Raw genomic sequence first — 25,750 nt, 5'->3', positions numbered from 1 at the left:
GCGCGCTCAAGGCGTCTTCGGCGGCGCTTCGATGGAGAAGTTCTCGATGAGTCGGATGTCCGTGTTGGGTCCCTGGAGGCTCTGCGCGAAAGGCGTCGGCCGCAGCACGTATGCCGTGCCGGGTGCACCGGTGGGACGATAGAGCTCGAGATTCATGTGCGGCATGCCGCCGTTGGGAAGGCGGTGCCGAAGGTTGATGTGCACCCAGCCGCTGGAGGCCGACTCGAGCGTCGCCGTGGGGTCGGCCGAGCGTGGCAGCCAGGGCGGGCGCGCACCGCGCACCGCGGTGAGAGGCGTCCACGGTGTGGCGGCCAGTACGGGAACGCCCTGCATGGCCCCTTCGCCGATGCGCGTCTGGGGAAGCGTCAGTTCCACGTGAGCGGGCGACGCCGGATCCAGCTGGCGTACGTGGGCCTGTTGCAGGCGTCCCAGGTCGTCCGGGGTGGCGTAGAAGTACACCGCGGCAGGCCATTCGTCGCGCGGCACGCGCACGAGCCCTTCAGCGACCGCCGCCGGTGGTGTTTCGGGAGGGACGGCGGCCGAGCCCGTCGGGGTGCCGGGCCGTGGCGGAGGAGGTGTGCGCTGCGCGCGCACGTGTCCGATCGCCTGGTTCCACAGGGCCCGTTGGGACGCGGCGACCGCCGGGCGGGCAAGACCTTCGTCCCAATGCCTTCCCAATGTCTGGAAGAGGAATTCGGCGTCCCAGGGCGCCAGTTGCCGGTTCAGCCAGGCCTGCAGGTTGAGCACCTCCTGATGGGAAAAGTCGGCGATGTCGAGCGACAGCCGCGGACGAAGGGTCTCCCAGTCTTCGCCGCCATAGAGATTCGCCCGGACGGACACACGCCCGGAGCCGCCGCGCAGGCCGGTGTGCCGGAAGTGCCATAGGCCGTCGGGCCGTCGTTCGATGGCGGGACCGGAGACGTGGGCGTCGAGGGCGCCCGGGCGGGTGAGTCGCCAGCCGCGCGAGGCGGTGTCGAAGCGGACCTGGAAGACCTTGTCGCCGTGGCGGATGTAACGGGCCTGTCCGATGGCGTAGACGCCGTTGGCGGGCACCGGGCCCGAAGGCAGGGTGACGCCGTGGGCGAGGAAGCGGTCCTCGAAGAGGGTGTCGGGCCGTGGCAGGGGACGCCGCTGGGTGAGGAGGCGGCCGGAGCCGGGCGAGGCGCGCACGAGGGAGCCGGCGAGCATCGAGGGCACCTGGGCGTAGAGGGGCACGACGTTGAGGGCGGAGGTGTAGCCGTCGACGAGGTCGAGGAAGGCGGCGGTGGGATCGCCGGCCTTGGCGTGGTCGTAGAAGCGCCAGGCGGCCTGGGCGGTGCGCGGGACGCTCTGGACGACGCCGTGGATGAGGTGGGCGGCGAGCCGGCCACCGTCGTTGAAGGGGGCGGCGGCGAGGTCGAGGCCGCGGAGCACGCCGTCGACGGAGGCCAGCCGGGTGGAACGGGCCAGGTGGTGGGCGTTGCGCTTGGCCAGGCCGACGGCGGTGTCGTAGAGGGTGTCCAGGACGGAGGCGGTGACCTCCTGCTCGGCGAAGCGCTCGTCCAGGGCGGTGCAGTCGGCGCAGTCGTCGAGGTCGAAGACCCAGGAGGCGGAGCGGTTGCCGTTGAGGCGAGGCAGGGCGAAGTGGCGCTGTCCCCGGTCGTCGGCGACGGCGAACTCGTCGGGGAGGCGTTGGAGGAGGTAGGGCTCGAAGGCGGGGTCGACGAGGACGCGCCGGGTGAGTTCGGCGCGGTCGGCGAACTCGCGCCAGGCGATGCCGTCGGGTGCGTTGGGGGTGTAGAGGACGACGCGAGAGACTGAGCGGGGATCGCGCACGCCGATGAGCAGGACATCGGCCAGGGGCGCGCCGCGGTAGGTGAGCTGGTGGGCGACCAGTTCGTGGCCGCGGGAGGTACGGGGCCGGCCGGTGGCGTCGGGGTGGTCCAGCAGGGCCTGCGCCCATTGGAAGCCCTGCTCCTCGTAGTCGTCGAGGAAGCCGCGAGGTTCGTCGGGGCGGTAGTAGGCCAGACGTGCGTCGGCGGCTTCGAAGCGCATGCGGGCGCGCAGGAGGTCGAGGGCGAGGGATCGCTGGCGTCGGCCGGCGTCGGAAGCGTCGGTGAGGGCGTGGTCGAGGTGTGCGGCGTAGGCGTTGGGGAGGTCCAGTCCGGTGACCAGTTCGCGGACGGCGGCGGGGGTGACGTCGTCGCGCGGCGAACCGTCGGGGTGGAGGACGGTGACGAGCTCGGTGGGCGCGAGGTTGCGGAAGGCAAGCTGGACGAGGGAGAGGGTGTCGGCGGGCAGGGCGCCGGCGCTGGCGAGCAGATCGGAGGACGAGGTGGGCAGGCCGGACACGCGCACGTGGATGTCGGCCGGGTCGGCGTCGATGCCCCGGGCGCGCAGGCGGCGGGTCAGCTCCGCATGGGCGAACGCGGGCAGTGACAAGGCGCCCCCCTCCGGCTCGGCGTGGCGCGCGATGTCGCTCAAGGCTTCCTCGTAGGTGCGCGCCGCTTGCTGCCAACGCCCGCGGATCTCGGGAGGGACCTCCATCAGGCGCTCGCGAAGGACATGGCCGAGAAGGGATTCGTCGCGGCTTTCCACCAAGGCGTGCACGTCGAGCAAACCGTGCAGATCGGTGACCGCGTGCAGCGCGTCGTCGCGGTTTCCGGGGGAAAGTACGGCGGAATGCCTCAGCGTTTCACGGAGCGCCTCACCGAGTCGTTCGATGAGTCGGTCGGCGACGGCGTCGAAGGGCTGGCCCACGATGCCGTTGGTGTCGAGCAGCCGCTCGCCGACATGGAGGTGGACGGTGGCGTCGTCGACGCCTTGCAAGGCGTTCGTGGCGGCCAGCTGCCGTCGAAGGCGGCTCTCGGCCGCGTCGAGCAGCTTCGCCAGCGAGTCGAACGATTCCCACCCGGAGCGAGTGGTGAACAGCAGTACCTGGTCCGGGTGACGGTCGTCGCGAAGGACGAGTGAGCCGGCGTAGGTCGTGTCGCCGATGCGCAGTTCGGAGGCATGCAGGTGGGAGGGTCGCGGGCCATGGGTAGGGCGCACGATGGCTTGCACGCGTGCCAAGGCTTCTTCAGACAGGGTGCCGTCGTTCGCGCGCAACGAGGCATCGTCGTACGCGGCATCAGCGAGCTTTCGTGCGAAGAGTTCGCGACGCGGCATGGCCGGGCGTCCCGGAGCGTGATCGACGGGCGCATTCCAGAACGCCTCGACGTCGGCGAGAAACGCGCTTCGCCCCTCGTCGCCGGAAGGCCATGCCGGAAACGCGTTCTGCTGTCTCGCCAGCCATTGCTGTGTGTCGGCGAGACGCTGCAGCGCATCGACGGCCGCCTGGTTGGCGTGGGAAACGAGGGCAGGCGGAGCCTGCGGGGGAAGCATGTCCAAAAGGCAATCCTTGGCGATGGAGAAACCGCCAAGGTTAGGCGACGGGCCCGGGCGATTCTGTCAGCGCCAGGGGTGACCGAGGAGTAGGTGAAGTCCGACGGAAGGCGACAGGTTTATCGCGTGGCTCCGGGTGTGGCACCCCGACGTCCTTCCGACACGAAGACACCTTGCAGGGGAATGGACGGCAGCACGTTGCCCGTGTCGCCCGCATGGCCGGCACCCGACAGGCGAGGCGCACGAATCACGTACGTGCCGTCGTGCACGTTGGTGACGCGATGCAACGTGTAGCCGGGAGGTAGCGCGTCGAGGTCGAGCTTGAGCCAGCGATCCGTCATCCTTGGACGATTGGCCTGTCGCGTCCATGCGTTTCGACCGCTGAGCCACAGCGCGACCTGGTCCAGGTCGTTGCGTGCCGGGTCGAGCGTGGTTACGTAAGCACCGGAAGGGTATCCGCGGCGCGACACGGATTGCTCGAGCCATTGGAAGCGCTCGCCGCGCATCACCGCCATGGTGGTGTCGTCGGTGTAGTGCCAGACGTGTCGAGGCCACAGCGCGCGCTCCACGGGAACGGCATCGTGGGAAAGCCCTGCGCCCGGACGAGGTGCGGGCAAGGCGTCCACGCGTACCGGCGGTCGCGGTGACGCAGGGGCCGCGATGGGGTGGACGGAGGGCCGGTTGCGGGCCCAGTCCACCGCGGCCTGCCAGCGTTGGCGTTCGACGACGGTGAGCGGTTCGCGACCGATCTTGCGCCAGGCCAGCTTTCTCGCCGCGGCATCCGTGCCCTTTCCCGCCACGAGGTGGTTCGACAGGCGTTCGAGCTGCGCATCGCTCAGGTCGCGCAGGTCGGCGACGCGATGTCGGTGCGCCCGCAGCACGGATAGCGTGGTGGACCCTGCCGGTGGCGCGCCACCGAGCAGGCCGACGTCGGTGCGGTAGTGCCATCGGCCCTGGCCCACGTGCATGACGGCGGGACCGCTGAAGTGGCTGTCCGGTGCGCCCGGACGGGTTAGCCGCCAGGTTTGCGCCGAAGGGTCGTACTTCACGGCGTACATGCGGCCGCCCTGGGAGATCGCGGTCTGGCCGTCCACGTGATGGATACCGTGCATGTTGGCGACCGACTTGGCGCATTTCGCGCAGGTGAACGAGAAACGCGCTTCGAACAGCGTGATCGGCGTGATGAGGTCGACGCGCAAGGGACGAAGCTGGAGGCTTCGTTGCGCGCTACGCACGATGATCGAGTTGGCGAGCAGCGGCTTCCATGCGGCCGCCAGGCCAAAATCGAGCATGGCGGTATAGGTGGCGGTGAATTCCACGAACGCCCGTGGGGCGTTTCCCGCCTTGACCTCGTCGTAGAAGCGCCACCCCGCCATCGGTGCCCTGCCGATGAAGTGAGCCAAGCGCTTGGCGAAGTCCGCGGGGTCGATCAGCGGATGGTCGTCGTCGGCCTGCGCACTGCTGCGGGCCACCAGGCCCACCTGGGCTTCGCGCAGGCCGATTTCGGCGTCGTAGAGCGCTTCGAGAACATCGCCCTCGACCGTCCGATCGGTAAAGGCTTCGTCGGTATGGGTGGTGTTCGCGGTGGGGAACCCGCCGAAAACCCAACGGCTCAGGCGGGTGGACTCCGAAACGTGGAACTTGCGCGTCCCGTTGGACTGGATGCTCGTGAAGCGAGGCGGCAGGCGGTCCAGAAGATAGGTTTCGAACGAAAGGTCGTACAGGAGGTCCCGTTCGACATCGCCCCACTGTCGAAATTCACGGAAGGTGATGCCGTCGGGCGCACCCGGCGTGTAGAGCACCTGCCGTGGGTCGTGTCGGGAGGTGCTCGCGATGACGAAGACGCCCGCCACGGCCACGCCCTTGTACATGACCTGCCTGACCACGACGCCTTCCTTGCCGTCGTTTGCGCGACGCCGCTCGTCCGGTTCGTTCAGTACGCGATCCACCCATCGGTACAGGCTTTTCAGCGGCTGGCCCGCGACGGAGGCGACATCGTCCGAGAGCTCGGCGGACAAGCGGGCGTCTTCCGCTTCCAGGCGCATGCGGGTGCGCAGCGCGCCCGTCGCGAGCGTTCGGCGCATGGCGCTTTCGGGCGAGTCGAAAAACGTCGTGCGGATGAGTTTCGCGTAAGACCCTCCCACGTCGATGTCGCGGATCAGGCTTGCCAGCTCCGTCGCGGGCAGTTGTCCGTCCAGCGACCGGCCGTTTCCATCCACGGGGTGGAAGCATCTGAGGTCGAACCGGCCGACGTTCAACATGGCGAGCCGTTTCAGCTCGATGCGCTCGAAAGGCGGCGCGATCACATGGCAGGCGGGCAGGGGCGTCGGTAGGGGACGCGGTTCGGGCATGACGAAGATATCGTCCAGCGGATGCGTCACGCCGATATCCTTCAGGCGGCGTGCCAGCAACTCCCCGGCAAACGCTTCGATGTCCGGCAGTTCCAGCCACGTCCATTGCTCGGATACGCGCTGCAACGATTCGTACGCGCTCATGGCGCGTCGCCAGTCGCCGGCCACCTCCGCCGGCGCGCGGGCGAGCCGCTCTTCGGTCACTTTGTGGATGAGTCGGCGCTCATGCGCGGCCATCCATCGGCGTATGTCCGGCAACATGTCCAGGCGCAGCGCATGGCGCAACGCGTCGACCGCGAGCGAGCGATCGTCCTCGGGAAGTTCGGTGTCGAAGAGCAGGTTCCACGCGGCTTCCAGCCGTTCGCGCTGTCGGGCCACGACCGACAGCAGTCCGAAGAACGCCGATCCGCGCATGGCGTCGAGGCGAACGAGACGCTCCGGGGGATCCTCGTCGAGGTCGTCGAGGAAAACGCCTGCCGGAGCATGGCCGTCGCGCTGCCATTGCCTGACTTTCTGCTCCACCGCATCGAGCAGGGCGGTGGTATCGGCGTAGCTTTCCCAACCGCTTTCCGGAAAGAAAAGCAGGGCCGGGTCCGCGTCGTCACCGGTGACCACGACCGCGCCGGCATAAGGCGCGTCATGGATGATCAGGTGATGCGCCTTCAGCGGTGCGGGTGGCGCCTGCTCGATCGAGCGCGCGAACGTCGTCGCCATATCGCGCGAGCGCGCGTCGAGCGTGCCGTCGAATCCGCGCAGGATGGCCTCGTCCCGCATGACGCCGGCCAGGTGCGTTCTCAGTGCCTGCGCGCGCCCGCTGGAAGGGTCGTGCCAGAAGCGGGCCAGCGCGGAGAGGTATTCGGTCTTGTCGGCCGGTGCCGGGTCGTCCGGTAGCGGCGGCAGGGCAAGCGACAGCTCGTTGTGCCATGCGTGCGCCGCCACGAGGCGCCGGATGGCATCGTCCATTTCCTGTTGGGACGACGAGACGAAAGCAGGCGGGGCCTGCGGCGGAGCCATGTCCACGGGCAATCCTTGGCGATCGGGAAGCGCCAAAGCTTACGAGGGCGAGCCCGCGCACCTCTGTAGGTGCCGCGGGCTCAGGCTTGTAGTCCTACCGAGCCGTGTCGTCCGGTCGCCCCGCGATCACGGGCCTTCGTGCGTGTGGTGACGCTGCCTTTCGTTCGCCACGTGGCGTTCGTGCAGCGAATCGCCCGTGCCGGACGCCTGCGGGTCGTCGGGCGGGCGCGCGTCGAGGTCGCGGTCGTTTTCGCCGCCCGGGGTGATCTTGAGGATCGAGTGGCGCACCTCGCGGGCGAGGATCACGCGCGCGTCCCGCACCATGTCTTCCAGCGCATCGGCGAAATCGAGCTTGCCGTTCTCGTCGGTCCACACCACCTTCTGCTCGCGCAGTTTCTGGATGAAGCCGCGGAACAGCGCCTTGTCGAAGAATTCGGGCGCGGACAGCTCGTTGAGCAGGCTCAGGCGCTGCGCGGTGAGCGTGCAGGCGGTTTCCAGTTCGCCCGCGCTCATCGTGTGCGGACCGTTCTTCACCAGCGCGGCGACGGCGATGTAGTAGCGCTCGAACGCCTGCAGCATGCTGCGGGCGATGACGCGAAGCTGGTAGGCGCCGTCGTCCTGGCCGGGGCCGCGTTCGAGCAGGCGACCTTCGCCGTTGGACTCGAGCATGCCGCGTCGCACGAAGAAGTCGATGGTGTCCTGCACCTGATCGGCGAAGCCTTCCTCGTCCCACGGCAGGAACAACTCGCCCTGGATGAACGGATAGATGATCTTGCCCAGGCGCACCACCGACGAACGCGACATGCGCCGGTTGTTGAGGAAGCACGCGGCCACCCAGGCGGCCGCGGCGTTGAGGTGCAGCACGTTGTTGCGGAAATAGGAGAGCAGCACCGCCTGCTCGCCCTCGGTCACCAGCACGTCGCCCAACGGGTGTCGCACGCGACGGATCCAGCCCATCTGTTCGCCGTAGGCGATGATGCCCGGGGGATTCATCGGCGTGATCGTCACGCGGTCGGAGTAGGGCAGCTCCTGGAACATCGCCTTGGTCAGTTCCAGCTGCACCAGCAGATCGTTTTCGGCCATCGCGTGCTTGGGCGTCGCCAGCAGGGCGAGCGCGAGCAGGTTGATTGGGTTCACGTCGGCCGCGCGGTTGATGTTCACCTGGATGCGCTCGGCCAGGCCGTCGACGGCGCGACCGAGCCATTCGGGCTTGGCGTCGGGATCGGCTGTCGCGTCGCGCCAGTCGGCGGCCGCGGCTTCGAGCACGGGCTCGAGCAGGATCGGCTCGCCGAAGTTCAGGGTGACGTGGCCGTAGCGCTGGCGAAGCACCTTGAGGCCTCGGATCAGGCCGAGCAGGGATTCCTTCTCCTTCGGCTTGCCCGACAGTTCGCCGATGTACGACTTGCCCTCCATCAGCTTCTCGTAGCCGATGTACACCGGCTGGAACAGCACGGGACGGCGCGGCGCGCGCAGGTAGGCGCGTACCGTCATCGCGAGCATGCCGGCGCGTGGCGTGAGCAACCGGCCCGTGCGCGAGCGGCCGCCTTCGATGAAATATTCCAGCGGCACGCCGCGGTCGACGAGCTGCGCCAGGTACTCGTTGAACACCACCGAGTACAGGGCGTTGCCCTTGAAGCTGCGACGCAGGAAGAAGGCGCCGCCGCGGCGCAGCAGCGGGCCGATCAGCGGCAGGTTGAGGTTGACGCCGGCCGCGATGTGCGGCGGCACCACGCCCGAGTGATGCAACTGGTAGGAGAGCAGCAGGTAATCGGTGTGACTGCGGTGGCTGGGCACGTACACCACTTCGTGACCGGGCGCGATGGCACGCACCTTGTCGAAGTGATGCATGGCGATGCCGTCGTAGAGCTTGTTCCAGAAGTTGGACAGCAGGAACGACGTGGAGCGCACCACCGGATGCGAGTAGTCGGCGGCGATCTCCAGCGCGAAGTCGCGCGCCCGCCGCTCGGCCTTGGCCTGGGTGATGTTTTCCTTGCTGGCCGTGGCGGCGACGGCGTCGCGCACCGGTTGCGCGTTGAGCACCGCGTCGACGACCGTGCGGCGATGCGAGAGATCGGGGCCGATGACGGCCGCGCGGATGCGCCGGAAGTGGGTGCGCAGCACGCGGGCGATCTTGCGCGTGAGGCGCTCGGCGGTGAGGCCTTGCGACTCGGTCAGCACGTTGCGCAGGGAGACGGGGGCCGAGAAATGCACGACGGTGTCGCGGCCGTTGAGCAGCAGGGCGAGCAGGCGGCGGAAGCGGCCGACGACGAGCCAGTTCTCCGCGAACAGCACGCTGAACCAGCCCGTTTCGCGGTTGGGTGCGCGGCCCACGTAGATGGATACCGGCACCACCTGGATGTCACGCGAGGGATCGTCTTCCAGTGCGCGGATGAGCTGGCCGATGGGTTCCTTCGGGCCGCGCGCATCGGTGCGGCCGAACAGCCAGCCGTGACGGCGGCTCAACGAAAAGACGGAGCGCCGCCGGCGTCCGGGCAGTTCGAGCAGTTGCATCGGACTGGGCAGGCCGGCCTCGCGGCACGCGCGCTCGAGGATCAGCGCGTCGGAGGTCCCGTCGCGCTCGATGGCGTAGCAGACGGCCGCGCCGCCGTGCAGCAGCCCGGCGGGCTCCGCGGGCTCGCGCTTGATCTTCACCCAGGGCTCGAGCAGCCGGCCCAGCAGCTTGAACCACCAGGGCGAACGGGCGACATGGACGTGCGGATCCGCACTCATCGGAATTTCGGACATCGTGGGATTGTACGGCCTAGCGAATGTGGGCGGCGGTCACCGGCGCGGCGGTGCGGGATGGCTCCGCCGGGACGCTGGTAGCCGGTGCGGGGGTGTTGATCAAACGGGCATGCTCGGCGCGCACGTCCTGGAGCAGGTCGCTGTCGTACCAGCGCCCGTCGAGCAGCACCAGGGTGACGTCGGTCTGGATCGGCTTGTCGAGCAAGGTATAGGTGATCTTCACGTGGGCCGAGGCGCCGCTGTTCTCCAGCGTGTCGATGCTGGCCGCGTCGAAGCTCTTGTCCAGCGAGAGGCCGTAGACGTCGAGCAGGCGCTTGAGCCCGGTCCAGCCGGTGGCGTAGGTCGCCATGGACTGCTCGAAGTCCAGCGCGTGCAAGGCCTCGGGCGTGGAGAGATGCGCGTTGCGAGCGGTGTCCACCACGATGGCGATGGCTTGCTTCGCCTTGGCCTGGTCGCCCCAGGCCACGGTCTGGGTCCATGGCGCGATGACGTTCACCACGTCGCGCAGCTGCCGCTTCTGCGATGCATTGAGATCCTTCTCCTGATCGATGGCGGTCAGCGCCATCGACTGGCCGACGCCCGAGATCAGCGGCATCTGGTCCTTGTAGTCGCGATCGAACCGTACCAGCACGGGACGGAGGTCGGCGAAGAGCTTCTTCTCGGCGTCGGGCTCCGTCAGGCGCTTCACGCCCGCCTCGAAACGTTCGCGGTCCTGGGGTTCCACGGGTGTCTTCGCCGCGTTGCGCAAGGGCCAGTCGGCGCGCAGCGTGGCGAAGTCGGCCGGTGGCAGGGCGTGCCGCCAGTACATGTCGAACTTGCCGTCGCGGATGAGTTCGAGCGAGGCGCGCACGGCGTCCTCGGGCGAGCCGCCGCCCGGCGTGCCCGGCGGTTCCTTGTCCTTGCCGCAGGCGGCGAGCAGGGCGAGGGCCGGGAGCAGAAGCCAGGCCTTGGGGATGTAGCGGAGCATCGGGCGCGCGTCCGTAACCGGCGGGGAGGCGAGGTTACGAGGCCATCGGCCGCTTCACAAGGGCCGAAGTGTAAGAAATCCATAAAGAAAAACCCCGGAGACCTGAGGCCTCACGGGGTTATCCGGCCCGAAGCCGGCAAGGGAAATGGCCTTGCCCGCATTGCTTGAGGCACCACGGGTTTCGGCGAGAGCAATGATAGTTGGCCGACATTGTTAATGCAATATCAGCAAATCATTACTAACTCGTTGAATTTACTTGATTCGCAGCGAATCGATCTTTTTCTGGCGGCGAGCCTCGCGCGGCAGAGTGTAGTCGTTGTCGAACATCGCCGCTTCCCAGGCACCGTAGGTGGGGTTGGGAAGCACGAACCAGCGTTCACCGATCCAGGCGGTGTACGGGGCCATCGCCTTCGTCCGGCCCTCGGGGGTGTTGCCGTAGACGTTCGCGAAGTCGGCGATCTGGTCGCCGAACTGCATCAGCACGCGGTAGCTCTTGCCCACTTGCTGGCGGCGGCAGCCCTTCTCGCTGCCCGCCTGCTCGCAGCCTTCGACGACGGTGCCCAGGCCGAGGAACGATGCCTTGCCGGCCACCGGAAGGCCCGCCGAGCGCAGGTTGCCCAGGGTCGCCTCGTCGAGATCCTTCGCACGGTTGGAGATGTAGATCACCGCGATGCCGTGGTCGGCGGCGAACCTCGTGAACTCGACCACGCCCGGCAACGGACGGGCGATTCCTTCCTTGCACCAGGCGGCCCATTCGGCCTCGTTGTACTCCGTGCCCGAGCGCACCAGGCGAGCCTGGTAAGGCGAGTTGTCGAGGACGGTCTCGTCCACGTCGAGCACCACGGCGGGCTTGAGGCCCTTGAGCGACGGGTGTTCGGCGCGATCGTCCTTGGGCAGCGCGTCCCAGTTCGGGTCCTTCAACGCCTTGAGAAGTTTCTCCTGGGCATTGCGATACGTCTGCAGGTAGATGAAGTCGTGCTCGCTGGCGTTCTGCGACCAGGCCACCGCGTTGAGGTTGTCGTCGGCGGCGGGCCGCGGCGACAGGTCGGCGGAAGGTGGCGGGGCCGACGCGACGACCGGCGGTTGCTTCGGCGCGCCCGAGGCGCACGCAGCGAGCAGCAGGGCCGCGGCCAGCGCGGTCGGAACGGACTTCAGCATGTAAACCCCTTGCATGGATACGGCCTCGCGAGCCATGGGCCGGCGATTGTCCGCAGAGTTTACGACAGGGTGACGACGCGCGCGCCCACTGGCACATCGCCCCCGCGTCCTGACAGACTGCGCCCCACATCCACCGCAAGGCCCACCATGGACGCCGCATCATCCCGGACCCGCGCCGTGTGCATCGCCAGTTACCTCGCGGCGGGGCTCGGCCTGTTTCTCGTGCTGTACCTGCGGCTGCTTCCCGCGCTCATGGCCGGCCTGCTGGTGTACGAGGTGGTGGTGTCGGTGGCGCCGTTGATGGGCCGCCGGCTGTCGGGCGACCGCGCGCGCGTGCTCGCGGTGGCACTGGTGGGCATCATCGTGGTGGGGCTGCTCACGCTGCTGATCCTGGGCGGCATCAGCTTCTTCCGCAACGAAATCGGCAATCCCGAGGATCTCTGGCAGAACCGGCTCATGCCGATGGTGGAGCGTGCGCGCCAGCAGCTGCCGCCGGCCATCGTCGATCGCCTCCCCGACAGCGTGGACGCCTTGCGCCTCACGGCGCTGGACTGGGCGCGCTCGCATGCGGTCACCCTGCAGCTGGCCGGCAAGGAAGCCGCGCGCATCCTCGTGCATATCGTGATCGGCCTGGTGCTCGGTGCCATCGTGGCGCTCAGCCGCACGCGCCCGACGCACCAGGTGGGTCCGTTCGCCGCCGAACTGAGCCTGCGCGCCGCGCGCCTGGCCGACGCCTTCCACAACATCGTGTTCGCGCAGATCAAGATCTCCCTGGTGAACACCGCCTTCACCGCGATCTTCCTCGTGGCCGTGCTGCCGCTGTTCGGCGTGCACCTGCCGCTGACGAAGACGTTGATCGTGATCACCTTCATCGTCGGACTGCTGCCGGTGATTGGCAACCTGCTGTCCAACACCGCGATCACCATCGTGGGCCTTTCGGTGGGACTCTACGTGGGCCTGGGCGCGCTGGCCTTCCTGATCCTCATCCACAAGCTCGAATACTTCCTCAACGCCCGCATCGTCGGCGGGCAGATCCGCGCCCGCGCGTGGGAGCTTCTGGTGGCGATGCTGGTATTCGAGGCCGCCTTCGGGTTGCCGGGGCTGGTGGCGGCCCCCATCTTCTACGCCTACCTGAAGTCCGAGCTCGAAGCCGCGCGCTTGATCTGACGTTCATCGCGTCCCTGCTGGAATCACGTTCGTTACGCCAAGGACTTCGTGCATGGCCCCTTCCGACGCTACCTATCGCATCCGCATCGCCAGCTACGTGCTGGCGGGCATCGCCCTGCTCGGCTTCCTGGAGCTCCACCTGGTGTCCGCCTTGCTCGCCGGCCTGCTGGTCTACGAGGTGGTGGAAGGCCTCATTCCCCTGATCCGGCGCCTCGTGCCGGGCGAGCGGGCGCGCGTGATCGCGGTGGCCATCGTCGCGGTGGTGGTGGTCGGCGCGATCGTGCTGCTCGTGGTGGCGACCATGGATTTCTACCGGCGCGACATCGGCGATCCGAGGCAGCTATGGGACGTGAAGCTGGTGCCGCTCATCGAGAAGGCGCACGAACAGTTGCCCGCGTGGATCACCTCGAGCCTGCCGGACAGCCTGACGGACCTGCGCACGCAGGGCATGGACCTCGCGCACAAGCACGCGGGCGACCTGCAACTGGTAGGCACGCACGCCGCACGCATGCTGGCCCACATCCTGATCGGATTGGTGCTCGGCGCGATCGTGGCCATTTCCCACGGCTCCGGCGGCCGGCCGGCGCGCCCGCTCGCCTTCGAGCTGGCCACGCGCGCGGGACGCCTGGCCGACGCCTTCCACAACATCATCTTCGCGCAGGTGAAGATCTCGGCGATCAACACCGCGCTGGCCGCGCTGTTCCTGCTTGTGGCACTACCGTTGTTCGGCGTGCACGTGCCGTTGGCGAAGACGTTGGTGATCGTCACCTTCATCGTCGGCCTGCTGCCCGTGGCAGGCAACCTCATCTCGAACACCCTGATCACCATCGCCGGTCTGTCGGTGTCGATGTGGGTAGGCGTGGCGGCGCTCGGTTTTCTCGTGGTGGTGCACAAGCTCGAGTACTTCCTCAACGCGCGCATCGTCGGCGGGCAGATCCGTGCGCGCACGTGGGAACTGCTGGTGGCGATGCTGGTGTTCGAGGCGGCATTCGGCATCGCGGGGCTCGTGGCGGGGCCGATTTACTACGCTTACCTGAAGAGTGAACTGGAAGCCGAGGGGCTGGTTTGAGCGTCAGTGCCGTAGGAGGGGGCGTCGCTTGCGCCGACGCTGCGCGCTGGGTTCCTGCGTGCGCAGGAACGACGTGAGGTTGTTTTGACGCAACGGCGCATCGTGTAGCTCGTCGTTTCTGCGCACGCAGGAACCTGGCGCCTCGCGGTTCGCACATCGCGCCGACGTCGCTACGCATTCCCCGCCAGCATCGCGCGGATACGCTCCATGTGCGTCTGCGCCGTCTCCTTTTTCACTTCCGCGTCGGCTTCCGGGTCTTTCCCGTCCCAATGCAGGTCGTCCTGCGGCAGCTCGTCGAGGAAGCGGCTCGGGTCGTTGGAAAGGATCTCGCCGTACTTTCGTGACTTCGCGGCAAAGGACAGCGTGAGCGCCTCCTTGGCCCGCGTGATGCCCACGTACATCAGGCGACGTTCCTCGTCGAGGCGCCCTTCGTCGATCGCCCCTTCGTGCGGCAAGGTGCCGTCCTCGCAGCCCACGATGAACACGAAGCGGAACTCCAGCCCCTTGGCCGAGTGCAGCGTCATCATGCGCAGCGCGTTGCCCGGATCGTCGCGGTCGGCGTGGCTGAGCAAGGCCAGCTGCTGCGCGATGTCGCCGGTGCGGCCGCCGTCGCGGCCCATGGCGCGGAACCAGTCCATCAGTTCGCGCAGGTTGCCCAGGCGGCGTTCGCGCAGGTCGGGGTCGGGCGTGCTCGCGGCGATGTGCGCGCCATAGCCGGTTTTCTCCACCACGGTGGCGACGAGGTCGGCGGCGCTCTCGTGCACCGCGTGGCTGCGCAGTTCGTCCATCAACCGGGCGAACCCCGCCAGTGCCGAGGCGGGGCGGGGTGACAGCGATTTCAGTACGGTGTCGCTGCGCGCGGCATCGAGCAGCGAGGCGTTGCGCGTCTGCGCGATCTGGCCGAGCTTCTCCAGCGACGTGGCGCCGATCTCGCGCTTGGGCACGTTCACCACGCGCAGGAAAGCGGCGTCGTCGGTGGGGTTGGTGAGCAGGCGAAGATAGCTGAGGATGTCCTTCACCTCGGCGCGGTCGAGAAACGACAGCGCGCCGCTCAGGTGATACGGCACGCGCGCGAGGCGCAGCGCCTTCTCCAGCGGACGGGCCTGGAAATTACCGCGATAGAGGATGCAGAAGTCGTCCCAGCGGCAACCCTTGTCCTTGTATTTCTCGTGCAGGCTCGCGGCGATGGCGGCGATGCGCTCGGCTTCGTGGTCGTTGTCCTTGCACTCGAGCACGCGGATGGGCGGGCCTTCGATGTGGTCGCTCCACAGGCGCTTCTCGTGCACGTGCGGGTTGTTGGCGATGAGCTGGTTGGCGGCGCGTAGGATGCGTTTCGCGCAGCGGTAGTTTTGCTCCAGCTTGATGACCTTCAGTTGCGGGAAGTCGCGGCCGAGCTGGTCGATGTTTTCCGGATTGGCGCCGCGCCATGCATAGATGCTCTGGTCGTCGTCGCCCACGCAGGTGAAGCGCGCCTTGGGACCGGCGATGGCCTTGAGCAGGCGGTATTGGGCGTCGTTGGTGTCCTGGTATTCGTCCACCAGCAGGTAGCGCAGGCGCTCCTGCCAGATGGCGCGCGCGTCCGCGTCGTTCTCGAGGATGCTCAGTGGCAGGCGGATGAGATCGTCGAAGTCCACCGCGTTGAACGCCGCCAGCCGCTGCTGGTAGAGATCGTAGATGGTGGCGGCTTCGATCTCGCGCGGGCTGCGCGCGGCGGCCATGGCTTCGGCGGGCGTCAGGCCCGCGTTCTTGGCCTTGCCCACGAGGTTGCGGATGCCCTGGATCACTTCCGGCTTCACGCCCTTGGGCGAGAGTTCCTTGATCATGTTGGCGCTGTCGTCGGCGTCCAGCACCGAGAAACCGCGGCGCAACTGCGCGCGATCGTGTTCGATCTGCAGGAACTTCAGGCCCAGCGCGTGGAAGGTGCACACGGTGAGCGCCTTCGCGGCGTCGTCGGAAATCAGCTTGGAAACGCGCTCGCGCATTTCCTTCGCGGCCTTGTTGGTGAAGGTGATCGCGGCGATCTTCTCCGCGGCCAGGTGCCGGCGGGAGATCAGGTGCGAGATCTTCTCCGTGATGACGCGCGTCTTGCCGGAGCCTGCGCCGGCCAGCACGAGGAGGGGACCGTCGCAGTACTCGACGGCCGCGTGTTGTTGGGGATTGAGCATGGCCGGCCGGAAGACGAGGGGCGGACGAGGCCCCGGATGGTAGCAGGTGCCGGTCTCGGGGGCAGGTGGGCCGGGGTTCGGATACCATGTCGGGTCGCGACCCGACCGAAAGCCCATGGCCAAGCTGTATTTCTATTACTCGGCGATGAACGCCGGCAAGACCACCACCCTGCTGCAGAGCGCGCACAACTACCACGAGCGCGGCATGCGCACGCTCATCCTCACCCCGGCCCTGGACGACCGGTACGGCGAGGGCGTGGTCGCTTCCCGCATCGGCCTGCAGGCCCGGGCCATGCGCTTCTCGGGTGAGGAGAACCTGCTCGCCGTCGTCGAGCGCGACATCGCCTCGCGCGGCCCGCTGCATTGCGTGCTGGTGGACGAGGCCCAGTTCCTGTCCAAGGCCCAGGTCTGGCAGCTCACCGACGTGGTCGATCGCCTGGGCATCCCCGTGCTGGCCTACGGGCTGCGCACCGATTTCCGCGGCGAGCTCTTCGAAGGCAGCCAATACCTCCTGGCCTGGGCCGACAACCTCGACGAGATCAAGACCATCTGCCATTCCGGCCGAAAGGCCACCATGGTGGTGCGCGTGGACGAGCACGGCCGCGCGGTCACCCAGGGGCCGCAGGTTGAGATCGGCGGCAACGACCGCTATGTCTCCGTGAGCCGCGCCGAGTTCAAGACCATCACGGCCGGCGAAGGCCGCATCGAGCTGCAGCAACCCGTGCTGCCGCTGGGTGAATCCGATCCCGACGAAGGAAAACCGACGTGACCGAGACGACGAACGCCGCCGCCGAATGGCCGCGCCCCTATTGGCAGCCCAGCGACGAGCAGGCCGTGTTGCTGTACTTCGTGTTCGGCTCGTTCGCCGAGGACGTGGTCATCCCCTCGTCCACGTACGGTAGCCCGGGCTTGCCCGAAGGCATCGAGATGCAGCGCATGCAGAATGCGGTGCTGGCGCGCTGGGAGGGTTATCCGCTGGCCGGCGCGCTGGGCGAACTGCTGCGCGAGGACAGCCCCGAGGCGTTCAAGGCCGCCAAGGCGGCGCCGCACGTCATGGTCATCCGTGGCCGGTTTCCCGACCGCGACAGCCTGGACTACCTGCGCGATACGCTCGGCGTCGTCGCGGCGCTGACCGACGTCGGCGGCAAGGTGGTGGTCGATCCGCAGATCCTCACCCTGTTCGACTCGGCGAGCTGGCGCGAGCATTACCTGGTGCCGGGTGGCGCGCCGCCGCGACACCACGTGTTGATCCTGTGCAGCCCCGAGGAAGATGCGAAGGGTCGCTCGTGGATCCGTACGCGCGGCATGCGCAAGTTCGGTCGTCCCGACGTCAGCATCACCAACGTGCCCGACAACGCCATCGATTCGGTGGGCGCGTTGTCGGAAAACCTCGTGGAACTGTCCGCCCTGGGGTCGCGTTTCGACGACGGTCAGCTGATCGACGTGACCGGCGTGCGCGGCGGTCTGAAAGTGTCGCTCTCGGGCGACGAGGACGATCCGCGCTTCAACAATTCGCATGCCGCCATGCGCTGGCCCGACTGACCGGATCAGCGTTGGCAGGTGGGGCAGTAGAACGACGCCCGCTGCCCCAGCGTCACCACCTTGATGGGCGTGCCGCACACCTTGCACGCTTCGCCGGCGCGGCCGTAGGCGAACAGTTCCTGGTAGAAGTAGCCCGGCGCACCGTCGGGCGAGAGGAAGTCGCGCAACGTGGTGCCGCCACGGGTGATGGCGTACGCCAGGATGCGCTTCACTTCGGCGGCGAGTGTGGCGTAGCGTTCGCGTGAGACCTTTCCCGCCGCGCGACGCGGATCGATGCCGGCGGCGAACAAGGCTTCGCTGGCATAGATGTTGCCGACGCCGACCACCACCGCGTTGTCCATCAGGAAGGTTTTCACCGAGGCCGAGCGCCCCCGCGACAGGCGCCAGAGCAGGTCGCCGTCGAACGCGTCGGTGAGCGGTTCCGGCCCGATGCCCTCGAGCAATTCATGCGTTTCGCCGGGCATCTGCCAGAGCAAGGCGCCGAAACGGCGCGGATCGGTGAAGCGCAGCACCTTGCCGTCGTCGAGAACGATGTCCACGTGGTCGTGCTTGCCCAGGGGCGTGTCGGCCGGCAACACGCGCAACATGCCCGACATGCCGAGGTGGAGCAGGGCCGTGCCGGCCGCGGTGTGGATCAGCACGTATTTCGCGCGACGCTCCACGCTCGTGATCGTCTGCCCGGGGAGCAGCGTCGAGATTTCGGCGGGAATCGGCCAGCGCAGGTCCGGTCGTCGCAGCACCACGCCGGTGACGCGATGGCCTTCCAGGTACGGGGCGATGCCGCGGCGAGTGGTTTCGACTTCGGGGAGTTCGGGCATGGGCGAAAGATGGGGCGTCCCGTGCTGGCGGGCAAGTGGAAAGGGGCCGTCGCACCGGCGCAGGCCGACGCGGCGACCGCGTGGCGGGTCAAGGCCTGGGCCGTGTCGGCAACGCCTGCATCCTCGGCGGCCTCGGCAGCGCCTGCGCGGGCACGATCGCCACGCGATCGCCTTCGCGCACGTAGCGGCGCTTGCCCAGGGCCGTCATGTCACCGAATTCCAGTCGCACGTTATCGAGGGTCAGCACGGCCGTCGGCGGGGACAGGCCGATCTTCGCCGCGTCGACATCGGCAAGGGGTTTCCATTCGAAGACGGGCGTCCGCGCGAGGTCGGCCAGGTCGTCCACTCGCCCTTCGTCGACCGTGCCGGACGAGGTCCAGTGTCCCTCGTGGCGCTCGAAATGCTGGTCGGCGAAGCCGCGCAGCGAGACATCGATGCGCTCGAGGCGTCCGGGATCGAGTCCCGTGAGCGTGTGCTCGCGCGCGTCGGCCTCGTCGGCGTGCCATTGCCAGCCGACCGCCGCGACGACGATCGCCAGCACGGCGAGGGCGAGCAGTCGCGGCCTCACCTCAGCGCCTCCGCCGCCGCCACGCGATGCCCGTGCCGATGCCGAGCAGGAGCAACGGCAGCGCGACGAGAAAGCCGAGGGTGATGGCGCCAAGGCCATCCTGCGATAACGCGATGGCACGGTCCGGTGCGCCACGGGATGGCAGGTTCACCAGCACGTCGTCGCCCAGCAGCCAGTCGACGATGCGCTCACCCAGCGCGCGGTTGCCGCCGTTGCCGAGATAGGTGTTGGAGAGGAAATCGCCGTCGCCGATCACCACGGCGCGCTGCTCGCTCTTGGCCGGGCTGGGCGAAAGGCGGTTCAGCGCGAAAGCGAAGTCGAGCGGACCTTTCAGCTCACCGTTTTCGGGATGGAAGGCGACGGTGGAGGGTTTGTCGTTGTCGATGCCGCCGAAGGCGGTCCAGCTGCGCTCGCCCGAGCGAAGGAACGGCACCACCGCCCAGTCGTGCGCCGATACCTGCGCGAGCGCGGCCGCCTGCGGGAACAGCGTGGTGTCGCGAAACGCGCGCGTGATCGCGTGGAACGGATAGTCGCCCAGCACGACGATGCGCGGGTCCCGCACGTTGAGCGTGCTGCCCTGGCCGTCCACGAGCACGCCCGGCAGTATGCGGATGCCCAGCACGTCGGCGAGCGGCGCGGTACCTAGGTCGTCGTTCGACGGTTCGGTGAGCCAGAGCAGGTTGCCGCCGTCGCGCACGTAATCCACGAGCGCCTGCACGCTGCGCGCGGGCAGGGGGGCGAGGGGGCTGGCAAGAACGACGAGATCGGTGTGTTCGGGCACGCCCTGCGTCTGGCTGAAATTCAACGGCACCGCGCGGATGCCGCGCTTCTCGATCTGGCCCATGAAGATGCCGAGGTCGGCATTGGCCCGGCCGTCGGCCTGGCGCTCGCCGTCGCCGGTGACGAAGGCCACCACGCGTTCCCCGCCGCGCGCGAGTCGTTCCAGCGCGTTGGAAAGGTTGCGCTCGTTGATCGGGCTTTCCACACGTTGCTCGCGACCGCGATAGCGGACGATGAGGGCGCCGTCGCCGCCGATGCCCAGCTGCCGCGACGCGGCCGGGTCGAGGTCCGGATCGACGAAGGACAGCGTGAGATCGGGTTTCGCACGCGTGTAGCGTTCGATGACCGCGGCCACCTGTTCGCGCAACGGGCCCGTGGGCGAGAGATAGCCCACCACGTCGACGGGACCGTCGAGCGCGCGGAGCACGGCATCGCTCTCGGGAGCCAGGCTAGCCCGCGCGCCGTGCGTCCAGTCGGCGGTCCAGGCATGCCGGGAGCTCAGGAAGCCTAGGCCGCCGACGATGGCCAGCAGCACCACGAGGAACAGCCAGCGGTCGAGTCGACGCATCACTGGCGCTCCCGTTCGGCGCCGAGGCGGCGCGTAGCGAGGATCAGCGCGAGCGCGATGGCGAGCGCGAACCACACGATGTCGCTGGAGACGACGAGGCCGCGCAGCAGGTTCTGCAGGTGCGTGGCGAGCGTGAGCCATTCGAGGAAGCCCCCGCTGACGCCGGCGGCCTGCGCTCCGCGGTCGATGGTCCACAGCGCGAGCGACACGATCAACGCCGTCGCCGCGGCGATGGCGGGAACGGCCGTGGCGGCCGAGCACGCGATGCCGATGGCCGCCAGGGTGGCGAGGGTGAGGGCGGTGCCGAGCGTGGCGGCGGCGAGCTTGCCCCAGTCGGCCTCGCCGTGCAGGCCCACGGCCAGCGGCATCGCCAGCGTCGCCAGCAGCCACAGGCCCAGCCACGCGAGCACGGCCATGTATTTGCCGAGCACGATGCGCCAGGCGGGCAGGCCGGTGGACCACAGGAGGGCCAGCGTTCCCGCTCGCCGCTCGCCGGCCAACGCGGACATCGTCATCAGCGGCACCACGAGGAAGGACAGCTTCACCAGCTCGGCAAGCAGCGGGATCGCCACCAGGTCGGTGAACCCGGGCGCATCGGCGACGGCGGCGAGCCTGACCTGCGCGCCGAGGAACTGGCCCAGGCCGAGGGTGAAGGTCCAGGCCAGCCACGCGATGGTGAGGGCGGCCAGCGCCCACGCGAGCGGGCGCACCGCGAGGCGGCGCAGTTCGAGACGGGTCATCGCGCCCAGGCTCATGCGGAGGCCCCGGTGGCGATGCCGAAGAAGGTCTTCTCCAGTGCCGCGTGATCGCCCAGCGGCGCGTCGTGGCGCAGGTGCCCGTCGTGGAGGATGACCACGCGATCGCAGACGGCCACGACCTCGGCCAGCACGTGCGTGGACAGGATCACCGCGGTGCCCGCGGCCGCGCGTTCCCGCACGAGCTTGCGCAACTCGCCGACCTGCACCGGATCGAGGGCATTGGCGGGCTCGTCGAGGATCAGCAGCGGCGGCTCGTGGACCAGCGCGCAGGCCAGGCCCAGGCGTTGGCGTTGTCCCTGGGACAGCACGCCGGCCAGGCGTCGGCGCAGGTCGCCGAGCTGGAGGCGGGCGATCGCCGCATCCGCCGCCCGGCGGGCCTCTGCCCTGGCACGCCCGCGCAAGCGGGCGAAAGCCACCAGGTGTTCCTCGACCGACAGTTCCGGCCACAGCGGCGCCGACTCGGGCAGCCAGCCGATGACGTCGGAGGCGAGGGCGGGATGGAGATCCAGGCGGCGACCGTCGATCTCGATACGACCGGCGTCCGGGCGAAGGGCGCCGGCGAGCATCGCCAGGGTGGTGGATTTGCCCGCGCCATTGACCCCGAGCAGCCCCAGTACTTCACCGCGGTTCAGGTGAAAACTCAGGCCGGACACGGCGGCTCGCCCGGCCCGGCGTCGCGATACGCCGTCCACGTTCAGGAAAGTCGGCGCGTTCATGCGGCTACGTCGTCGAATGCCGCCCTATGGGCAGGATCTTGCGGGCATCTTGCCGCAGGGTGTTGATCTCTCTGAACGGCAAAGGCAGGCGTCATCGGGCGATTGTGCGCAAATGCCCGGTGTGACGACAACCACGGCTTTCACAATTTGCCGCGATCCATGCTGGTGGGTATGGAAACCCCCCGCTAGACTGCTACTTGTACGTCCCCTTCACTTCCCGCGCGGTACCGACTTCATGCTCGACACCCTGCTCGATTTCCTGGCCAACGGCCTCACCCGCGCAAGCTGGGGTGAGATGCTGGTCTATGTGCTCGTGGTCACCCAGCTCACCATCTTCACGGTGACGCTCTACTACCACCGCAGCGCCACCCATCGCGGCGTCGACTTCCACTGGACCCTCAACGGTTTCTTCCGTTTCTGGGGCTGGCTCACCACCGGCATGGTGGTGAAGGAGTGGGTCGCCATCCACCGCAAGCACCACGCCAAGGTCGAGACCGAGGAAGATCCGCACAGCCCGCAGATCTTCGGCATCAAGAAGGTGTTCCTCGACGGCGTGTCGCTCTACCGTGAGGCCAGCTACAACAAGGCCGACATGGACAAGTACGGTCGCGGCACGCCCGACGACTGGTTCGAGCGCCACCTGTTCGGCAAGCACCCGTACTGGGGCCCCACGCTCATGGCGATCATCGACCTCTCGCTGTTCGGCGTGGTCGGCATGGCCATCTGGGCCGTGCAGATGATCTGGATCCCGTTCTGGGCCGCCGGTTTCGTCAACGGCATCGGCCACTGGTGGGGTTACCGCAACTTCGAAAGCTCCGACACGGCGACCAACATCTCGCCGTGGGGCTTCTGGATCGGTGGCGAAGAGCTGCACAACAACCACCACGCGTTCCCCAGCTCGGCGAAGTTCGCCCTGCGCAAGTGGGAGTTCGACATCGGCTGGGCGGCCATCTGCACCCTGCGCGTCGTGGGCCTCGCCAAGGTGCTGCGTGTGGCGCCCACGCTCAACCTTCGCCCCAACGTGCACCTGCCCGACGCCGAAACGCTCAAGGGCGTGCTGGCGCTGCGCTTCCAGGCCACCACCGACTACTACCGCAACGTCATCCTGCCGACGATGCGCGACGAAGTCGGCCAGGCCGGCGACAGCATCAAGGCGATCCCGCGTCGCCTGCGTCGTGCACTGGCCGATGGCGGCCGCTGGCTCGACAACGACGCCCGCGAACGCATGCACGCGGCCCTGGCCAATCGTCCGGCCCTGACCACCGTGTGCGAGTTCCGCGCGCGCCTCGTGGCCCTGATGGAAGAGCGCGGTGCCGACAAGGCGCTGAAGGCGCTTCAGCAGTGGATCGTCGAGGCGGAAGAAAGCGGCATCCGTTCGCTGCAGCAGTTCGCGCAGCGGTTGAAGGGATATTCGGCGGTCGGGGCGTAAAGCCTTTCCGTCGGTTCCAAGAAAAAGCCCGCCATCCGGCGGGCTTTTTCTTGGCTTGAATCTGGCTACCGAGGGGTGGAGGCGGACCTGTCCGCGAACCCTCGAGCTGACTTTCGCGAATATGCCGCTCGGTAGAGCGGTCGAGGGCGGCAGCGGCTACGAAGTCACAGCCGCTTCGTTGGTCAGGACAGCCGGTTCGAAGCGATGCAAAGCCTCGTTTGTCTGCCCGATACCCTGAGGGTTCGCGGACTGGGTCCGCTCCCGCGCCGCGGCAACATCAAAAAAAAGCCGCCTTTCGGCGGCTTTTTTCGCAAGATCATTTGATCTTGCCTTCCTTGTATTCCACGTGCTTCCGGATGACGGGGTCATACTTCATGAAGACCATCTTTTCCGGCGTGTTCTTCTTGTTCTTCGTGGTCGTGTAGAAGTGACCGGTGCCCGCGGTGGAAATCAGGCGGTGCTTATCGCGCTTGCTTGCCATGAGGTGATCTCCTTAGATCTTTTCGCCGCGGGAACGGAGGTCGGCCAGCACGGCTTCGATGCCGTTCTTGTCGATCGTACGCAGGGCGTGGTTCGAAACGCGGAGCTTGACCCAGCGGTTCTCGCTCGCGACCCAGAAGCGGCGCTCGTGCAGGTTCGGCAGCCAGCGGCGGCGGGTCTTGTTGTTCGCGTGCGAGACGTTGTTGCCGGTCTGCACACCCTTGTTGGTGACTTGGCATCTACGGGCCATGGGGCCTCCTGATAGATTCGGTTGGACCGCCCTTTGGCCAGGACGGCGACGGCCCAGCGACCGTCCCGGACGGGACGCCACGCGATGGCTGGAGAGTGGAGCGCTTCCGCCGATGGGGGCCCGCGTCGCGTGACGGACCTGCCCGACGAATCGGGTCGGCATAGGGAAGCCGCGCATTCTCTCAGATTCCTACCGTCCGCCGCAAGCCGGATGTGCGGCGCGCCGGGATGTATGAAACAATCGACGCCTTTCGCGCCCCCTGCGCGCGAAGCCGACCACAGACGCTCATTCGAGGATTCATTTCATGGCAGAGACCAACGTCAACGGCCAGGCAGGCCAGCCGCAGCTCGTGCTGCAGAAGATCTACGTGAAGGACGCCTCCTTCGAGGCGCCCAACGCGCCGCAGATCTTCCAGGAAATGGGCGAGACCGAGGCCCAGCCTCAGGTGCAGCTCAATCTCGGCCACAAGGCCACCGACCTGGGCAACGACCTCTACGAAGTGGTGCTCAGCCTCACCCTCACCTGCGCCCTGGGCGATCGCACCGCCTACCTGGCCGAAGTCCACCAGGCCGGCATCTTCGGCATCGCGGGCTTCGCCAACGAAGACCGCGACGGCATCCTGGGCTCCTACTGCCCGAACCTGCTGTTCCCCTACGGCCGCCAGATGGTTTCGGCGATGGTCCAGGAGGGTGGTTTCCCGCCGTTCCTGCTGCAGCCGATCAACTTCGACGCCCTGTACGCCGAACAGCAGCGCCAGCAGCTCGAAGGCGCCGGGGCCCATCCGCTCAACAGCTGAGCATGAGCGTTCCCTCCCGTCCGACCGTCGCCGTTCTCGGTGCCGGTTCCTGGGGCACCGCGCTGGCGGCCCTGCTGGCGCGAAACGACGTCCCCACGCGCTTGTGGGGACGTGACGCCGCCGCGCTCGCGGCCATGGCCTCGGCGCGGCGCAACCTGCGTTATCTGCCCGACCTCGATCTCCCCACCGAGCTCACCTACGACAGCGACCTGAAGACGGTGCTTCGCGGTGCCGGCATCGTGCTGATCGTGGTGCCCAGCCATGCCTTCGCGTCGATCCTCGACGAGATCGTGCCCCTGCTCGACCCGGAAACGAAGATCTCCTGGGCCACCAAGGGCTTCGAGACGGGCACCGGCCGATTCCTGCACGAACTGGTCGGCGAGAAGCTTCCTGGCCGGCCGGCCGCCGTGGTCACCGGGCCGTCGTTCGCCCGCGAGGTCACCGCGGGGCTGCCCAGCGCCGTCACGGTGCACGCTACCGACGAGGCCTTCGGCAAGGAGCTGGCCCTGCTGCTGCACGCGCCGAACTTCCGCGCTTACACGGGCAACGACATCCTCGGTGCCGAGCTCGGTGGCGCCATGAAGAACGTGCTGGCCGTGGCCACCGGCGTGGCCGACGGCATGGAACTGGGCCTCAATGCCCGTGCCGGCCTCATCACCCGCGGCATGAACGAGATGCTCCGTCTCGGCGTGGCGCTGGGTGCGCGTGCGGAAACCCTCATGGGCCTGGCCGGCCTCGGCGACCTCGTCCTCACCTGCACGGGCGATCTCTCGCGCAACCGTCGCCTGGGGCTGGCGCTCGGGCGCGGCACGCCGCTGGACGAGGCCGTGCGCCAGATCGGCCAGGTGGTGGAGAGCGTGGTCACCGCCGACGAAGTGGCTCGCCTGGCGGGTTTCCACGGCCTCGACCTGCCCATTTCCGCCGCCGTGCGTGCCGTGTTGCATGGCGACGTCACGCCGGCGGAAGGCCTGCGCACGCTCATGGGTCGCGAGCAGAAGGCGGAATACCCCGTCGACCTGTTCGCGGGGCGTCGCGGCTGACTGCCA

The 25,750-nt window shown here is 68.0% G+C and carries 20 protein-coding genes; 7 read left to right on the top strand and 13 right to left on the bottom strand.

Annotated elements, in window-relative coordinates:
- Window positions 1-6: 6 nt before the first annotated feature.
- The 5 genes from JNG39_RS10220 to JNG39_RS10200 all read right to left on the bottom strand — a co-directional run bounded on the left by JNG39_RS10220 (window position 7) and on the right by JNG39_RS10200 (window position 11,598).
- Window positions 7-3,363, bottom strand: coding sequence for a DUF6543 domain-containing protein (locus JNG39_RS10220; protein WP_368311225.1), 3,357 nt, complete (start codon window positions 3,361-3,363; stop codon window positions 7-9).
- A 119-nt stretch (window positions 3,364-3,482) separates the two neighbouring features.
- Window positions 3,483-6,728 (bottom strand): DUF6543 domain-containing protein, encoded by a 3,246-nt coding sequence (locus tag JNG39_RS10215; protein ID WP_368311223.1) that lies wholly within the window; start codon window positions 6,726-6,728, stop codon window positions 3,483-3,485.
- Window positions 6,729-6,854: 126 nt separating this feature from the next.
- Window positions 6,855-9,473 carry a glycerol-3-phosphate 1-O-acyltransferase PlsB gene (plsB, locus tag JNG39_RS10210; protein WP_368311221.1) on the bottom strand — a complete coding sequence of 873 codons (2,619 nt, stop codon included), beginning with the start codon at window positions 9,471-9,473 and terminating at the stop codon, window positions 6,855-6,857.
- Between the two features lie 16 nt (window positions 9,474-9,489).
- Entirely contained in the window at window positions 9,490-10,440 is a 951-nt protein-coding gene (locus tag JNG39_RS10205) for a hypothetical protein (protein WP_368311219.1), read from the bottom strand.
- 252 nt (window positions 10,441-10,692) lie between these two features.
- On the bottom strand, window positions 10,693-11,598 hold the full coding sequence (locus tag JNG39_RS10200) for a 5'-nucleotidase, lipoprotein e(P4) family (RefSeq protein WP_368311217.1): 906 nt from the start codon (window positions 11,596-11,598) through the stop codon (window positions 10,693-10,695).
- Window positions 11,599-11,745: 147 nt separating this feature from the next.
- Here JNG39_RS10200 and JNG39_RS10195 point away from each other — a divergent pair, with 147 nt between their 5' ends.
- Both JNG39_RS10195 and JNG39_RS10190 read left to right on the top strand, forming a co-directional pair.
- Window positions 11,746-12,765, top strand: coding sequence for a hypothetical protein (locus tag JNG39_RS10195; RefSeq protein ID WP_144912890.1), 1,020 nt, complete (start codon window positions 11,746-11,748; stop codon window positions 12,763-12,765).
- Between the two features lie 52 nt (window positions 12,766-12,817).
- On the top strand, window positions 12,818-13,834 hold the full coding sequence (locus tag JNG39_RS10190; protein ID WP_368311215.1) for an AI-2E family transporter: 1,017 nt from the start codon (window positions 12,818-12,820) through the stop codon (window positions 13,832-13,834).
- A gap of 170 nt (window positions 13,835-14,004) precedes the next feature.
- Here the strand turns inward: JNG39_RS10190 and JNG39_RS10185 are convergent, their stop codons facing one another.
- Window positions 14,005-15,999 (bottom strand): UvrD-helicase domain-containing protein, encoded by a 1,995-nt coding sequence (locus JNG39_RS10185; protein WP_368311213.1) that lies wholly within the window; start codon window positions 15,997-15,999, stop codon window positions 14,005-14,007.
- Between the two features lie 115 nt (window positions 16,000-16,114).
- Between JNG39_RS10185 and JNG39_RS10180 the strand changes: the two genes are divergently transcribed.
- The gene (locus JNG39_RS10180; RefSeq protein WP_368311211.1) at window positions 16,115-16,768 is read left to right on the top strand and encodes a thymidine kinase; all 654 of its coding nucleotides are present in this window, start codon (window positions 16,115-16,117) and stop codon (window positions 16,766-16,768) included.
- Complete coding sequence (locus JNG39_RS10175; RefSeq protein WP_368311209.1) at window positions 16,765-17,541, top strand: hypothetical protein; 777 nt, start codon at window positions 16,765-16,767, stop codon at window positions 17,539-17,541. The genes JNG39_RS10180 and JNG39_RS10175 overlap by 4 nt, the downstream gene beginning before the upstream one ends.
- A gap of 5 nt (window positions 17,542-17,546) precedes the next feature.
- Here JNG39_RS10175 and mutM read toward each other — a convergent pair whose 3' ends face one another.
- From mutM to JNG39_RS10150, 5 genes are all read right to left on the bottom strand, one after another.
- Complete coding sequence (gene mutM, locus JNG39_RS10170) at window positions 17,547-18,359, bottom strand: bifunctional DNA-formamidopyrimidine glycosylase/DNA-(apurinic or apyrimidinic site) lyase (protein ID WP_368311207.1); 813 nt, start codon at window positions 18,357-18,359, stop codon at window positions 17,547-17,549.
- Window positions 18,360-18,447: 88 nt separating this feature from the next.
- Entirely contained in the window at window positions 18,448-18,927 is a 480-nt protein-coding gene (locus tag JNG39_RS10165; RefSeq protein ID WP_368311206.1) for a hypothetical protein, read from the bottom strand.
- Window position 18,928: 1 nt separating this feature from the next.
- Entirely contained in the window at window positions 18,929-20,275 is a 1,347-nt protein-coding gene (locus tag JNG39_RS10160) for a GldG family protein (RefSeq protein WP_368311204.1), read from the bottom strand.
- A complete protein-coding gene (locus JNG39_RS10155) occupies window positions 20,275-21,030 on the bottom strand; it encodes an ABC transporter permease (protein WP_368311202.1) in 756 nt (251 codons plus the stop codon). The genes JNG39_RS10160 and JNG39_RS10155 overlap by 1 nt, the downstream gene beginning before the upstream one ends.
- Window positions 21,027-21,749 (bottom strand): ABC transporter ATP-binding protein, encoded by a 723-nt coding sequence (locus tag JNG39_RS10150; protein ID WP_368311201.1) that lies wholly within the window; start codon window positions 21,747-21,749, stop codon window positions 21,027-21,029. Before JNG39_RS10150 ends, JNG39_RS10155 begins: the two co-directional genes overlap by 4 nt.
- Before the next feature lie 235 nt (window positions 21,750-21,984).
- On the opposite strand from JNG39_RS10150, the gene JNG39_RS10145 reads away from it, so the two are divergent.
- Window positions 21,985-23,178 carry an acyl-CoA desaturase gene (locus JNG39_RS10145; RefSeq protein ID WP_368311199.1) on the top strand — a complete coding sequence of 398 codons (1,194 nt, stop codon included), beginning with the start codon at window positions 21,985-21,987 and terminating at the stop codon, window positions 23,176-23,178.
- A gap of 316 nt (window positions 23,179-23,494) precedes the next feature.
- On the opposite strand, the gene rpmG is transcribed toward JNG39_RS10145, so the two are convergent.
- Together rpmG and rpmB are read right to left on the bottom strand one after the other, a co-directional pair.
- Complete coding sequence (rpmG, locus tag JNG39_RS10140) at window positions 23,495-23,659, bottom strand: 50S ribosomal protein L33 (protein ID WP_144912918.1); 165 nt, start codon at window positions 23,657-23,659, stop codon at window positions 23,495-23,497.
- 12 nt (window positions 23,660-23,671) lie between these two features.
- The gene (rpmB, locus tag JNG39_RS10135; RefSeq protein ID WP_089981369.1) at window positions 23,672-23,908 is read right to left on the bottom strand and encodes a 50S ribosomal protein L28; all 237 of its coding nucleotides are present in this window, start codon (window positions 23,906-23,908) and stop codon (window positions 23,672-23,674) included.
- A gap of 304 nt (window positions 23,909-24,212) precedes the next feature.
- Between rpmB and secB the strand changes: the two genes are divergently transcribed.
- Window positions 24,213-24,704, top strand: a complete 492-nt coding sequence (secB, locus tag JNG39_RS10130; protein ID WP_368311197.1) for a protein-export chaperone SecB — start codon at window positions 24,213-24,215, stop codon at window positions 24,702-24,704.
- 2 nt (window positions 24,705-24,706) lie between these two features.
- A complete protein-coding gene (locus JNG39_RS10125) occupies window positions 24,707-25,744 on the top strand; it encodes an NAD(P)H-dependent glycerol-3-phosphate dehydrogenase (protein WP_368311196.1) in 1,038 nt (345 codons plus the stop codon).
- The last annotated feature ends 6 nt before the right edge of the window (window positions 25,745-25,750 follow it).

The organism is Luteibacter sp. CQ10 (assembly GCF_040900725.1).
GTDB lineage: Bacteria > Pseudomonadota > Gammaproteobacteria > Xanthomonadales > Rhodanobacteraceae > Luteibacter.
This window is presented reverse-complemented; position numbering and strand designations above follow the sequence as displayed.

Coding starts and splice junctions, on each gene's coding strand:
- JNG39_RS10155 (WP_368311202.1), bottom strand. CDS start 21,030: ATGAGCCTGGGCGCGATGACCCGTCTCGAACTGCGCCGCCTCGCGGTG.
- rpmB (WP_089981369.1), bottom strand. CDS start 23,908: ATGGCCCGTAGATGCCAAGTCACCAACAAGGGTGTGCAGACCGGCAAC.
- JNG39_RS10215 (WP_368311223.1), bottom strand. CDS start 6,728: ATGGCTCCGCCGCAGGCCCCGCCTGCTTTCGTCTCGTCGTCCCAACAG.
- rpmG (WP_144912918.1), bottom strand. CDS start 23,659: ATGGCAAGCAAGCGCGATAAGCACCGCCTGATTTCCACCGCGGGCACC.
- JNG39_RS10125 (WP_368311196.1), top strand. CDS start 24,707: ATGAGCGTTCCCTCCCGTCCGACCGTCGCCGTTCTCGGTGCCGGTTCC.
- mutM (WP_368311207.1), bottom strand. CDS start 18,359: ATGCCCGAACTCCCCGAAGTCGAAACCACTCGCCGCGGCATCGCCCCG.
- JNG39_RS10160 (WP_368311204.1), bottom strand. CDS start 20,275: ATGCGTCGACTCGACCGCTGGCTGTTCCTCGTGGTGCTGCTGGCCATC.
- plsB (WP_368311221.1), bottom strand. CDS start 9,473: ATGTCCGAAATTCCGATGAGTGCGGATCCGCACGTCCATGTCGCCCGT.
- JNG39_RS10200 (WP_368311217.1), bottom strand. CDS start 11,598: ATGCTGAAGTCCGTTCCGACCGCGCTGGCCGCGGCCCTGCTGCTCGCT.
- JNG39_RS10220 (WP_368311225.1), bottom strand. CDS start 3,363: ATGCTTCCCCCGCAGGCTCCGCCTGCCCTCGTTTCCCACGCCAACCAG.
- JNG39_RS10150 (WP_368311201.1), bottom strand. CDS start 21,749: ATGAACGCGCCGACTTTCCTGAACGTGGACGGCGTATCGCGACGCCGG.
- secB (WP_368311197.1), top strand. CDS start 24,213: ATGGCAGAGACCAACGTCAACGGCCAGGCAGGCCAGCCGCAGCTCGTG.
- JNG39_RS10145 (WP_368311199.1), top strand. CDS start 21,985: ATGCTCGACACCCTGCTCGATTTCCTGGCCAACGGCCTCACCCGCGCA.
- JNG39_RS10190 (WP_368311215.1), top strand. CDS start 12,818: ATGGCCCCTTCCGACGCTACCTATCGCATCCGCATCGCCAGCTACGTG.
- JNG39_RS10205 (WP_368311219.1), bottom strand. CDS start 10,440: ATGCTCCGCTACATCCCCAAGGCCTGGCTTCTGCTCCCGGCCCTCGCC.
- JNG39_RS10185 (WP_368311213.1), bottom strand. CDS start 15,999: ATGCTCAATCCCCAACAACACGCGGCCGTCGAGTACTGCGACGGTCCC.
- JNG39_RS10195 (WP_144912890.1), top strand. CDS start 11,746: ATGGACGCCGCATCATCCCGGACCCGCGCCGTGTGCATCGCCAGTTAC.
- JNG39_RS10180 (WP_368311211.1), top strand. CDS start 16,115: ATGGCCAAGCTGTATTTCTATTACTCGGCGATGAACGCCGGCAAGACC.